The organism is Ottowia thiooxydans (genome assembly GCF_040548795.1).
Classification (GTDB): domain Bacteria; phylum Pseudomonadota; class Gammaproteobacteria; order Burkholderiales; family Burkholderiaceae_C; genus Ottowia; species Ottowia thiooxydans_A.
This window is the reverse complement of record NZ_JBEPSH010000008.1, coordinates 312,657-324,446: the sequence shown is the minus strand read 5'-3', so window position 1 is coordinate 324,446 and position 11,790 is coordinate 312,657. Positions and strand designations below refer to the sequence as shown.

The window sequence follows — 11,790 nt, the reverse complement described above, 5'->3', positions numbered from 1 at the left end:
CCATAGGGCATATGCCGCGGCACGATCAGCCGCGAGCAAGAATGCGCCTGATGACATAGCCGGGCGCTTCTCGCCAGTAGCTGAGCTTGCAAGCAGTCTTCAGATAGTTCGGAAAGCTGGCCACGCGCTGCCATAAAGGCATTCCGTGCAGTGCGCGCGAATGGTTGAACCATCCGAGCATCAGCAACTGATCAATGCGCATGTCACTGGAAGAGCTTGTGAGAAGCGAAAACTCCAGCCTTTCAAAGCGAGACGGGTTCAGCTCATCCAATTGCTTCAGGATGGGTCGAGGAATGGGCGCATCGAACCGGGAATGAATATATTCCAATGAATTCTTCAACAGTTGTAGCCCATTGAGGGCACGCGCATGCGCCATCAACCGAGCCCAATCAATGTCGTCCTTGCGGAGTATCCACATGGCGTCAGTGATCCAACGCATAGGCGGTAGAGCATTCCAGAGCGCGCCATGAAGGCAAACATGCAAAAGCTGATGGGTCGCGTCAAAAGTACGACAGGCTTCGCCCTTGAAAGTAACCGCTCTGGCGTGTTGCCAAAAGGACTCCTCGGCACCTGGCCATGTGGCGCGGTGCAACGGAGTCCAGTGCAGATCGATCTCCCATGTCTGCCCATGGATGGTGCGCGTGAATTCAATGGCATGCGTCAAGCGCTCCGATCGGATTTTTGCGAAATCAACGGAAAAGCGCTGCGTATACCCCAGCTCGCGCAGTATCTGGCTTGCTTTTTCGAAGTCATCCGGACGCACCATGATGTCCAGATCGCTCATGGGCCTTAGGGCAGGGTCTTCGTAATAGGCTTGAATCATGGCCGCGCCTTTGAGGAGCATCACCTCTGTCGACGCCAGGTTCAAAGCGTGAACCACGCGGCGCAGCTCCGCGAGCATCATCTGGTTTCGGCACCACTGGTAGCGATAAATCCCCCGCAAGCGCCCCATTTCATGGTCCACCCATCCCGCCTTTTCCGCCTGCTTGAAAAGCAATGGCAAGAGGCGATTGGACGACTCATCAAGATGTTCAATATCTTCTGCATCTCGCCAGATTCGCCAATGCTGGCCAAAAAGCTCGGCGGGGCCAAGGCAAGCGTGAAGTAGCGCCTCCTGGCCCGGACTCGGAAGATTCTGGGACTGGGCGGGCGCTTCGGAGCCGGGGCGTGATGAAATGGACATGAGCAAAATGAAACGCGATTGAGCCTGTTTAACCCTGGGTAACGTTGGGGAATGGCTCACTTTCCCCTGGAATTCACGATGCAACCACCGCCTGGAAGATCAGCCGCGCGAGATCGTAACGCTCCCGCTGATTTGTATCAATAAGAAAATTTCGTAGCTTGCCCGCAAGCGCTTGGGCATGAGTCTGCAAGGGGGATGCTAGGCGAATTGACCGGAATGTAGACGGCTATTCCTGAATGGCCCTCCCCCCATTAGTACAATCACGCTCTTATCAGAACTTACACAAGGCCTCGTCATTTCCAGATGACCGGCCCCGCGCAGGTGGATTCCAGCGCGGCCGTTCAACTCCCTGGATTCTCGTCAGCACGGGAATGACGCAGGGGTAGGTTCTGTTGACAAGGAATTTCCATGAGCTTGCAATGCGGCATCGTGGGCCTGCCGAACGTCGGCAAGTCCACGCTTTTCAACGCGCTGACCAAGGCGGGCATCGCCGCCGAGAACTATCCCTTCTGCACCATCGAGCCGAATACCGGCGTGGTCGAGGTGCCTGATCCACGCTTGGCCAAGTTGGCCGAAATCGTGCAGCCTGAACGCATCCTTCCTGCGATTGTCGAATTCGTTGACATCGCGGGCCTGGTGGCTGGAGCCAGCAAGGGCGAAGGTTTGGGCAACCAGTTTCTGGCGCATATCCGCGAAACCGACGCCATCGTCAACGTGGTGCGTTGCTTTGAAGACGAGAATGTCATTCACGTGGCGGGCAAGGTTGATCCCATTTCGGATATCGAAGTGATTCAAACCGAACTGTGTCTGGCTGATCTGGGTACGGTGGAGAAAGCCACGCACCGGTACGCCAAAGCAGCCCGCAGCGGCAACGACAAGGAAGCTGCGGCCATGATCAAGCTGCTGGGTCCGGTGGAAGAGGCGCTGAACCAGGGTAAACCTGTGCGAACGCTCAATCTTTCAAAGGACGAGCAAGCCATCCTCAAGCCGCTTTGCCTGATCACCGCCAAGCCCGCCATGTTTGTGGGCAACGTGTCGGAAGATGGTTTCGAGAACAATCCGTTCCTGGAGCGCTTGAAGGAGTATGCGGCGACCCAGAATGCGCCCATGGTCGCCATCTGCGCCAAGATGGAAGCCGACATGGCCGACATGACCGATGAAGACAAGGAACTCTTCCTGGCCGAGATGGGGCAGGAAGAGCCGGGTCTGAACCGTTTGATTCGCGCTGCGTTCAAGCTGTTGGGCCTGCAAACCTATTTCACCGCCGGCGTGAAGGAAGTGCGCGCCTGGACTATCCGCATCGGAGACACGGCACCGCAGGCCGCCGGCGTGATTCACGGCGATTTTGAGCGCGGCTTCATTCGTGCCCAGACCATTGCCTACGATGACTACATTCAGTTCAAAGGCGAGCAGGGCGCCAAGGATGTGGGCAAGATGCGCAGCGAAGGCAAGGAATACGTCGTCAAGGATGGCGACGTGCTGAACTTCTTGTTTAACGTCTGACGAATTTTGCTGAAGTAATCAGCGCCGAGGCAGTTCCCCCCAGGCGCAGGCGGTGATCACTGCACTAGCATCCGTTGAAAGCGGGTGCTGGCCTGCATGCATTCTTTTTGCAAGCGCTGAATGATCTTGGCGACGGGCTCTACAGCGCGCGCAAAATCTACGGCAGGGCCCATGGAAAGCATGCCCTCTTCGTGCTGACCTGCCTGATACGCCAGGGCCTGCGTGCGCTCACCGCTGATCAAGAGTCCGAACTCAGCATGGGTACGTGCTCCAGCCTGCTCCAGAGCTGCCACTTTGCGGGCGTTTTCGTTGTCAATGACACGCCAGGTGTCTCCGAGGCTGCCCAGCACCGCGCGCGTACCATGCGCGTCTGTTGCGACCACACGTTGTTTGTAAGCGTCGTGTGCGGGAGTTTCCAGGGCGGAGGTGAAGACGCTGCCCATGACCACGGCGTCAGCACCTAGAGCCAAGGCGGCTGCAATTTGCCGCCCATGACCAATGCCGCCCCCTAGCGCCAGGGGAATGCGCAACTGTTCCAGCGCGAGTGCGCCGTTGAGGAACGTCGGCAGCTGGTTGCTGCCGGGATGACCACCTTCTTCCATTCCGACCAGGGTCACGGCGTTGACTCCCATGGCCTGCGCACTGAGGGCGTGACGGACGTGGGCACACTTGTGAATGACGATGGCGCCTGCTTCGCGGAAGTGGGGCATCAGCTCCGTAGGAGGAAGGCCTGCGGTCTCGAAGACGCGCACGCCCTCCTGTAGCGCGATCTTCAAGCGGGTAGTCATGGCGTCATTGCCAGATCCCCGGCGTGAAAGAGTGAGGTTGACGCCAAATGGCTGCTCTCCGGATAAGTGTCGGCATTCATGCAACGCTTGCCGGAAATCGCCATCTGTGCGCGAGCTGCGCGCCGTCAGGAAACCCATACCGCCCGCGCGCACCATGGCAGCGACCAGGCGCGCATCTGACAACCACATCATCCCGCCCAACAACATGGGCCAGCGGATGCCCAGCAACTCCGTCAGGCGAGTGGGCCAGCGTTCCGGGATGGAGGTGTCCGCAGACATGGGACGTGCATTCATATGTGTCTTCCCATAAGCAGGATGGGCTGAAGGTCCTTGGCCAACTGTCGTAGCAAGGGGCCGACTTCGTTCAACATCAATGGCTCTGGCAACAGTGAGTCCGGTCCTCCGCAGCTCACCACATAGCGCTCACTGACAGGCAGTTCGATGGCTGCTGCCACGGTGTTGATCTGGTAGGCGGGGCGCGGGTGAAAAACGAAGCCACGCTCCGGATATTGGGCAATGGCGGTGGCCATGGCTTGCTGGTCCGCTTCGTCACCCATGCGCCCTTCTGAAGTGGCCCTAGCGATCAATGCCTCTCGGTCTTCCGGCGTGCAGCAGGCAAGGTAAGACCAACCAATAGCGCTATGGAACAGGGGGATGCGCGAACCTACGCGCAGGTTCATCAGCAGGGGTGAATTGCCCTGGCACCTGAGCAGGTACACGATGCTGTCGCCGTCCCGCCGGCCCAGGGCAACTGCCACCTGATAGCGATCTGCCAACACCTGCAGCAACGGGCGAATGACTTCAAGCGCCTCCTGACCTGCGAGCGCGGCACTTCCCAAGGCGATGGCCGCAATGCCCAGTTGTAGTTTGTCTTTGCCGGGAACCACATGCAGAAAACCAGTTTTCTGAAGGGTGTGGCACAGACGCCAGACGGTGGGCTGTGCCAATCCGGTGATATGCGCGATTTCGGTCGTGCCCAGTGTTCGCCGCTCGGCATCGAAGCAGCGCAGGATTTCAAGCCCCCGGGCCAGGGCCGTCACAAATTGCCGATCGGGCTCAGCAGCATCTTCTGCCGCAGGTGTGTGGGCGCGCACAGGCGCAGGACCTCTTGACATGGTTGAGGGTCTCCTCTAACATTAATTCACTAAACGAATTATCAATTCGCACAGCAAATTATAAGTGCTTTTGAAGAAAGGTGTAAAGAGAATGCAGCCAGGATCTTTTCCGGCTGACGGGCAGATCGCCTGGCCGGGCATCTGCTACTGGGGTTGCAGTGCTCTGGCTCGCGCCGTGCAGGCTGCAGGCGCGCGTTTGCAGCGTCCGTTGGTGGTCACTGATGCAGGGGTGTGGAGTGCTCTGGGCCCGCGGGTGGTTTCTGAATTCGCTGCATTTGAATGGACGCTCCATGACGGTGTCGTCTCCAACCCGAGTCTGGTGCAGGTTCGCCAAGCCCTTCATGTTGCGCGCCAACATGGTTGCCGAAGCATCGTGGCTCTAGGGGGTGGTAGCGTCATGGACGTGGCCAAGGTCATGCTGGCCTGTCTTGCCAGCGGACTGGAGCCGGAGCGCTTGCTGACGCCAGAAGGGCAGACCTGGCTCGCTGCGCCTTCGTCGGGCGATGACCCACTCTTCATAGCCGTCCCCACGACCTCGGGAACTGGGAGCGAAAGCAGCTCCGCGGCTTTGATCCAGGGAGATGACGGCCGGAAACATCTTTTTCGATCCACGCGAACCCGGCCCGGCATGGTGGCACTTCAACCTGATTTGACGCTGGGCCTGCCCCGTGCACCTACAGCGCATGGCGGGTTTGATGCCGTGCTGCATGCCTTGGGAGCATGGGTCAATCAGGACCGTTCACCCGTTGGCAAGGCGATGGCTCTTCACGCTTTGCGTTTGTGCATGAAGGCATTGCCTGAAGTATTGAGGGCGCCTCAAAGTCTGCAAGCCCGTGCCGACATGCAGATGGGGGCTTACATGGCTGGTGTGGCGATAGGTCTGAGCAAGGTGGACGCCGTGCATGCCATGTGCACACCGCTGGAATCCAGGGTGCACATGGCGCATGCCGAAGTTCTGGGACCGATATTCAGCGTGGTGTCCAGGTACACGGTGGACACAGTCCCAGAGCCGTATGCAGAGGCTGCTCGGGCTCTGGGAGTGCCCACAACGGGCCGCGAGCGCGACGATGCCCTGGCCTTGATTGAGGCGGTGGAGGCCCTGGCGATGCAAGCGCAGATTGCCCTGCGTTTTGAGAGTCTACGCCTCACTCCGGGAGACGCCAGCCAGTTGGCTGCCCAGGCTCAGCAAAGCGCCTCACTTCCTCTCCATCCGCGCGCGCTCGCTATGGATGAGATCAAGTCGTTGTATCTGCAAATGGCAGTGTAAGGAAACCCTGATGAACGTGATTGAATCGCAACCCTACAAACTGCTGATAGGCGAGTGCTGGCGTGAGGGCGGCGAAGGGCGCACCTTCGACACTCTTAACCCTGCCACTGCACAGGTGCTGGCACAGGTGCATGAGGCCACTGAAGAAGATGTGGATGCTGCCGTGCTGGCGGCACATGAGGCTTATCAAAAACACTGGAGCAAGACCAATCCTGCGCAAAGAGGCCGTCTACTGAGGCGTCTGGCGGAACTGTTTGAGCGAGACCGCGAGAAGATCGCCTGGATCGAAACCTTGAATGTGGGTAAGCCCATCACCCATTCCCTGGAATCACTCAAGGCCATGCCGTCTTCGTTGGCGTACTTCGCGGGAATCATTCCTGCTGTGCGAGGCGAAACGATTCCAGTCGCCAGCCACGACGTCTTGAACTACACCCTCCGTGAGCCACTGGGCGTCTGTGCGCTCATCATGCCGTGGAACTACCCCATGACGCTGACCGTGAACAAGCTCGCCCCTGCACTGGCGGCGGGTAACACAGTCATCCTCAAGCCCTCGGAGGTCACGCCTTTGTCCACCATGGCCTTGGCGCGGTTGTTCGAGGAAGCTGGTTTTCCACCAGGCGTGGTCAACGTGGTCAATGGACCGGGTGCGACGGTGGGGGAGCGGCTGGTCACGCACCCGCTGGTGTCACGCGTGTCGTTCACGGGAGGCACGGTCACAGGAGCGCGGATCCTTGCTTCAACCGCATCGGACGTCAAGCGTGTCACGTTGGAGCTGGGCGGCAAGTCCCCCTTGATCGTGTTCGATGATGCTGCGCTGGACAAGGCGGTGGCGGTCGCGGCTGGAGATCTCATAAAAAACTCTGGGCAGGTATGCATTGCCTGCACTCGCCTGCTTGTACAGGAGACCGTACGCGACGAGTTCCTGGGACGCTTGCAGACACGGCTGGAGGCAGTTCGAGTGGGTTCGCCGGAAGATCCCGCGACGGATATGGGGCCGCTGGTGAGCGCCACGCAGAAGCAACGTGTGGAGGAATACATCCGCATTGCGGAAAATGAGGGTGCTCGGCCGGTGCAGTACGGCGCGGTGGAAGGAGCTGCAGCAGCGGGCTTCTTTGTCAGACCGACCTTGCTACTGGACTCTGCAGCCGATATGCGCTCGGCTCAGGAAGAAATCTTTGGTCCTGTGCAATCGGTCATCAGTTTTCGCGATGAAAGCCAGGCCTTGCACTTGGCCAATCAATCACGCTATGGCCTGGCCGCAGTGCTGTTCACACGAGATGGCGGACGGGCCTTGCGCATGGCTCGCGGCATTCAATCAGGCAGCGTGGCCATCAACACTGGCGTGCGCACCTCGTTCGACGCGCCGTTTGGTGGCTACAAGCAATCGGGCATCGGCAAGGAACGAGGCCTCGAAGCCATCTATGAAAACACGCAGCTCAAGAACGTCAAGTACGACATGAGTGAGTAGTTCAGGTTATTTCACAAACCACAAATCAGCAAAAGGAGTCAAGGATGAAATTCGAAAACATGGTGGGCGCTCAGTTCGGACGGAAACTCGTCGCAAGCTTTGCCGCGTGCATGCTGGCTGGCCACGCCTGGGCAGAGTGGCCTGAGAAACCAGTCCGCATGGTGATCGGCTTTGCTCCAGGAGGAGCATCGGATATTGCGTTCAAGATGGTGCAGGACGTGCTCTCACAAAAGCTCGGCCAACCCGTGGTGCCTGACTACAAGCCGGGTGCCAACGGCAACATAGCAAACCAGGCCACGGCAACCTCGCCTCCTGATGGCTATACCGCTCTCTGGGCTAACGTCGGACCCCTGGCCACTAACACGTATCTGTACAAAGGTGCCAAGCTAGATCCGGCCAAGGCTTTCGTGCCTGTGACCCAACTGACCGACTCTCCGCTGGTCGTGGTGGTGCCCAAATCGTCGCCTTATCGCACCATGCAAGACTTGGTGCAGGCAGCCAAAAAGGGCGATACGCATATGTCCTATGGTTCAGCGGGTAATGGCAGTTCCATGCACATCGCCGGGGCTTCCCTGGCGCTGGCATTGAATGCCTCGCTCACGCATGTTCCCTATAAGGGCAGCGGCCCGGCGATTCAGGATCTATTGGGTGGCCGCCTGACTTTCATGGTCGACAGCCGCTCGACCACCGCCCCTTTCATCAAGGATGGTTCGCTGGTGGCACTCGCGGTCAGCGGTGACAAGCGTGTGGCCGATATGCCGGATGTCCCGACAGTATCAGAAGCCGGTGTGCCCGGTTTCAAGGTCACGACTTGGCAGGCGGTGGTGATGCCCGCTGGCACACCACCCGCCATCGTCGAGAAGCTCTCCAAGGCGCTGCGTGAAACGCTAGGGACGCCAGAAGTCCGTGAGCGCTTTGCGCGCATCTACACGCCTTTGGTGGGCAGTACTCCTGATGAGTTCGCGAAATTCTGGGCCAGGGAACGAGCGGAAGCCAAAACCCTGGTTGAAAAAGCCCAGATGCAGATCGACTGAGTGCTGTACGGAACAAGGAATCAATCATGGATTTAGGCTTGAAAGATTGCACTGCCTTCATTACTGGCGGCGCCGGCACATTGGGCCTGGCGATGGCCAGGCGGTTTGTTCAAGAAGGGTGCAACGTCGTGGTGTGCGATACCAATCAGGCGGCCATTGACGAGGCGTGCCGTGAACTGATCTCGCTGGGTGGGCAGGCCATCGGCGTGCGCGCGGATGTGACGAACAAGGAAGAAGTTGGCGCCGCGGTCCAGATAGCGGTGGAGAGATGGAGGGCGATCGATATTCTGGTCAACAACGCGGGTTTCGCTCGCGACCGCTATCTGACCAAGATGTCTGAGGAAGACTGGCATGCGGTGCTGGACGTGACTCTGCTTGGAGCTTTTCATTGCTCACGGGCAGTGTTGCCTCTCATGATGGAAAATCGCTTTGGCCGAGTGATCAACATTGCCTCGCGCGCGCACCTGGGTAACCCTGGTCAGACCAACTACTCTGCAGCCAAGGCGGGATTGATAGGGTTTACGCGCTCACTGGCACTGGAGTCAGGCAAGTTTGGCATCACTGCCAATGCAGTTGCCCCGGGTGTCATTTCAACCCCCCGCATGCAGCAGCGTCCAGACTACCTGGAGCTCACGGAACGTGCCAAATCCAACACGCCGGTGGCAAGGCTGGGTGACCCTGCAGACGTTGCGGCGACCGTGGCCTTCCTGGCCTCCAAGCTTGCGGGTTTCACTACCGGAGAGACTGTGCACGTGACGGGAGGGCGTTACGCATGACGGCTTCTTTTGACCTGGACGAGCACTTAGGCCGGCGCTTGTACTTCGACGATCTCGTACCAGGCCAGGCGTGGGAAAGCCCCCGACGCACAGTGACCGAAACAGACGTCGTGCAGTTCGCGGGTCTCTCCGGAGACTACAACGCGCTGCATACTGACGCGGTGTTCGCTGAAGGCCACCCCTTCGGCCAGCGTGCGGCACATGGCCTGTTGGTCCTGGCCATCGCCTCCGGTCTGACTACGCGCATGCCGGTATACAGGCTCATGGACGGCGCACGCCTGGCTTTGACCGAACTTCGTTGCAAGTGGCGCGCACCGGTCCTCATGGGCGATACCGTCCACGTGGAACTTCGTATCGGGGAGAAAGTCCTCTCGACCAAACGCCCCGGTACGGGTCGTGTAGTGATGCATAGAACCATCAAGAACCAGCGGCAGGATGTTGTGGCAGAAAGCGAATGGACCGCTCTGCTTCGCTGCAGGCCGGAGGCGCCATGAGTTCCAGTACGTCCGTATTTGATGCTTCCGTCGACTTCGATGATCTGATGGAGTTGATTCGTCCGCGCTCCGTCATGATCGTTGGCGCATCCACTACGCCCGGAACGCTGGGTCACACCACCGTGGTGAATGTGCTGGAGCATTCGGATTTTGATGGTCAGGTCTACCTCGTCAATCCAAAGGGTGGAGAACTCAGGGGCCAACCGCTTTATCCGACTGTTGGCGACGTGCCCGTGCAAGGCATTGACGTTGCTCTTTTATTGGTTCCGGCGGAAGTCGCGGTGGACACGCTGCAGTCGTGCGCGCAGAAGGGCGTGCGCTACGCCATCGTGTTCACAGGGGGGTTCGGGGAGTTGGGAGAGGCAGGGCGTTCAGTAGAGGCGGATATGCTGACCCTGGCCCACCGTACCGGTATGCGCCTGTATGGACCCAACTGCGCAGGGTTGACCATGCTGGATCCGCGCCTGGGGCTGACTTTTTCCACTGAGTTCTGCAATGATGGCCGCAGCGGCCAGTTATCGCGCATTGGTCTGGTCACCCAAGGTGGAGGCCTGGGCCGCTCGCTGATGCAAGGCAATGAGCGTGGCGTGCGCTTCTCTCGCTGGTTCTCCACGGGCAACGAGCTGGATCTGGATAGTGCCGATTTCATTCACTGGCTGGCGAAAGACCCCGGCACTGACCTGATCTGCACAGTGATGGAGGGCATCAAGGATGGAGCTCGATTTGTCGCTGCCGCCAAAGCCGCTCAGAAAGCAGGCAAGCCGCTGGTGGCGCTCAAGATCGGAAGATCGGATTTCGGAAAGAAAGCAGCTCAGTCGCACACTGCTTCGCTAGCGGGCGAAGATTTGGTAAACGATGCCGTGTTTGCTCAGTACGGTGTGATCCGGGTGGATGACCTGGACGAGCTTCTTGACGTGGCCAGTCTGATTTCGCGCGTGGGCGTTCGCAGCTTGAAGCGCATTTGCGTGTACTCCTCTTCGGGCGGTGCTGGCGTTTTGTCTGCCGACAAGGTCGGTGAAGCCGGCCTGTCCATGGCGACTTTGGGACCAGGCACTGTGGCGGAAATGGCAAGGTATGCGCCATCTTATGCAGCCCTGACGAACCCGGTGGATCTGACTACGAAGGCGCTGGTAGATCCGACGCTGGCCAGAAACTGCTTGACGCCGCTCTTCAAGGACCCTGAGGTGGATGTGGTGCTCTATCCCATTACTTCCAACTACGCCGCCAGTACGGAAGGCATCGTGCGCAACATGCTGGAGGTGGCCAGAGGCGGCGCGAAGGCGTTCGTTCCTGTCTGGATGAGCAGCCGTCGCGGTCCTGCGCATGACATGTTGATCCGGGAGGGTTTTGCACCTATCTACAGTTTGCGCAACACGATGCTGGCCTTGCAGCGCATCAGCCGATATGCGCAGCACGTGACTGAGACCGTAGATCCGCGGGTGGACGCTCAGGAGTTGCCGGCGGTTCCTCCTGCGGCCACTCCTGCGCTGGCGCTGCCCAGCAACGAAGCACAAGCTAAAGCGTTGCTCGCGCATCACGGCGTGCGCTCTCCCAGGGAGAAGCAGGCAGCCAATGGCGACGAAGCCGTGATGCACGCGCGCGCTATTGGTTTTCCTGTGGCGCTCAAGCTGGTCGCTGACGGGGTGCTTCACAAAAGCGAAATCGGTGGGGTGCAGCTTCATTTGCAGAGTGACGATCAGGTGAGGGTCGCGTTCGATCTCATCATGAACAATGCTCGCCAGCACCGGATATCCCCGCAAGCCATTCGCGGTGTACTGGTTTCTGAAATGGTGACCGGTGGCGTGGAAATTCTGGTCGGGATCCATCGTGACGAAATTTTCGGCCCGGTGCTTTCCGTCGGGGCCGGGGGCGTGTGGGTGGAGGTAGATGCAGATGTTGCCCGTTGCCATTTGCCTGCCAGCCGAGCAGTCCTTGAGCGTGCCCTCCTGCAGACGCGCATCGCCAGGCGCCTGGACAGCCACCGAGGTTTGCCGGCGCGTGATCGTGAGGCGCTGCTGGACGCCATGCAGCGTCTCGCCCAGCTATTCCTGGAGTTGGGCGTGCACGTGCAATCGCTGGAAGTCAACCCGCTGGTCGTCCTGGACGAGGGGCAGGGCGTCGTCGCTCTGGATGCTGTGATTGAGTGAGTAAGTCCTGAGTTA

10 protein-coding genes are annotated in these 11,790 nt (G+C 59.3%); 7 read left to right on the top strand and 3 right to left on the bottom strand.

Annotated features, from left to right (window positions below; translation table 11 throughout):
* Positions 1-25 precede the first annotated feature (25 nt).
* Positions 26-1,183, bottom strand: coding sequence for a nucleotidyltransferase domain-containing protein (locus ABIE13_RS20825; RefSeq protein WP_354446971.1), 1,158 nt, complete (start codon positions 1,181-1,183; stop codon positions 26-28).
* Positions 1,184-1,591: 408 nt separating this feature from the next.
* Here ABIE13_RS20825 and ychF point away from each other — a divergent pair, with 408 nt between their 5' ends.
* Positions 1,592-2,686, top strand: a complete 1,095-nt coding sequence (gene ychF / locus ABIE13_RS20820; protein ID WP_354446969.1) for a redox-regulated ATPase YchF — start codon at positions 1,592-1,594, stop codon at positions 2,684-2,686.
* 56 nt (positions 2,687-2,742) lie between these two features.
* On the opposite strand, the gene ABIE13_RS20815 is transcribed toward ychF, so the two are convergent.
* Positions 2,743-3,768 (bottom strand): NAD(P)H-dependent flavin oxidoreductase, encoded by a 1,026-nt coding sequence (locus ABIE13_RS20815; RefSeq protein ID WP_354446967.1) that lies wholly within the window; start codon positions 3,766-3,768, stop codon positions 2,743-2,745.
* Positions 3,765-4,589, bottom strand: coding sequence for an IclR family transcriptional regulator (locus ABIE13_RS20810; protein WP_354446965.1), 825 nt, complete (start codon positions 4,587-4,589; stop codon positions 3,765-3,767). The genes ABIE13_RS20815 and ABIE13_RS20810 overlap by 4 nt, the downstream gene beginning before the upstream one ends.
* Before the next feature lie 91 nt (positions 4,590-4,680).
* On the opposite strand from ABIE13_RS20810, the gene ABIE13_RS20805 reads away from it, so the two are divergent.
* Genes ABIE13_RS20805 through ABIE13_RS20780 form a run of 6 tightly spaced genes read left to right on the top strand, consistent with a single transcriptional unit; the run spans position 4,681 to position 11,775 of the window.
* On the top strand, positions 4,681-5,856 hold the full coding sequence (locus tag ABIE13_RS20805) for an iron-containing alcohol dehydrogenase family protein (RefSeq protein WP_354446963.1): 1,176 nt from the start codon (positions 4,681-4,683) through the stop codon (positions 5,854-5,856).
* Positions 5,857-5,866: 10 nt separating this feature from the next.
* Entirely contained in the window at positions 5,867-7,324 is a 1,458-nt protein-coding gene (locus ABIE13_RS20800; protein ID WP_354446961.1) for an aldehyde dehydrogenase family protein, read from the top strand.
* Between the two features lie 44 nt (positions 7,325-7,368).
* Entirely contained in the window at positions 7,369-8,358 is a 990-nt protein-coding gene (locus ABIE13_RS20795) for a Bug family tripartite tricarboxylate transporter substrate binding protein (RefSeq protein WP_354446959.1), read from the top strand.
* A gap of 26 nt (positions 8,359-8,384) precedes the next feature.
* Positions 8,385-9,134, top strand: a complete 750-nt coding sequence (locus ABIE13_RS20790; protein WP_354446957.1) for an SDR family NAD(P)-dependent oxidoreductase — start codon at positions 8,385-8,387, stop codon at positions 9,132-9,134.
* On the top strand, positions 9,131-9,628 hold the full coding sequence (locus ABIE13_RS20785) for a MaoC/PaaZ C-terminal domain-containing protein (protein WP_354446955.1): 498 nt from the start codon (positions 9,131-9,133) through the stop codon (positions 9,626-9,628). The genes ABIE13_RS20790 and ABIE13_RS20785 overlap by 4 nt, the downstream gene beginning before the upstream one ends.
* Positions 9,625-11,775 (top strand): acetate--CoA ligase family protein, encoded by a 2,151-nt coding sequence (locus ABIE13_RS20780; RefSeq protein WP_354446953.1) that lies wholly within the window; start codon positions 9,625-9,627, stop codon positions 11,773-11,775. Before ABIE13_RS20785 ends, ABIE13_RS20780 begins: the two co-directional genes overlap by 4 nt.
* The last annotated feature ends 15 nt before the right edge of the window (positions 11,776-11,790 follow it).

What these genes read in the sequence shown, in the direction of transcription:
- ABIE13_RS20825 (WP_354446971.1), bottom strand. Translation starts at nt 1,183, where the DNA reads ATGTCCATTTCATCACGCCCCGGCTCCGAAGCGCCCGCCCAGTCCCAG.
- ychF (WP_354446969.1), top strand. Translation starts at nt 1,592, where the DNA reads ATGAGCTTGCAATGCGGCATCGTGGGCCTGCCGAACGTCGGCAAGTCC.
- ABIE13_RS20815 (WP_354446967.1), bottom strand. Translation starts at nt 3,768, where the DNA reads ATGAATGCACGTCCCATGTCTGCGGACACCTCCATCCCGGAACGCTGG.
- ABIE13_RS20810 (WP_354446965.1), bottom strand. Translation starts at nt 4,589, where the DNA reads ATGTCAAGAGGTCCTGCGCCTGTGCGCGCCCACACACCTGCGGCAGAA.
- ABIE13_RS20805 (WP_354446963.1), top strand. Translation starts at nt 4,681, where the DNA reads ATGCAGCCAGGATCTTTTCCGGCTGACGGGCAGATCGCCTGGCCGGGC.
- ABIE13_RS20800 (WP_354446961.1), top strand. Translation starts at nt 5,867, where the DNA reads ATGAACGTGATTGAATCGCAACCCTACAAACTGCTGATAGGCGAGTGC.
- ABIE13_RS20795 (WP_354446959.1), top strand. Translation starts at nt 7,369, where the DNA reads ATGAAATTCGAAAACATGGTGGGCGCTCAGTTCGGACGGAAACTCGTC.
- ABIE13_RS20790 (WP_354446957.1), top strand. Translation starts at nt 8,385, where the DNA reads ATGGATTTAGGCTTGAAAGATTGCACTGCCTTCATTACTGGCGGCGCC.
- ABIE13_RS20785 (WP_354446955.1), top strand. Translation starts at nt 9,131, where the DNA reads ATGACGGCTTCTTTTGACCTGGACGAGCACTTAGGCCGGCGCTTGTAC.
- ABIE13_RS20780 (WP_354446953.1), top strand. Translation starts at nt 9,625, where the DNA reads ATGAGTTCCAGTACGTCCGTATTTGATGCTTCCGTCGACTTCGATGAT.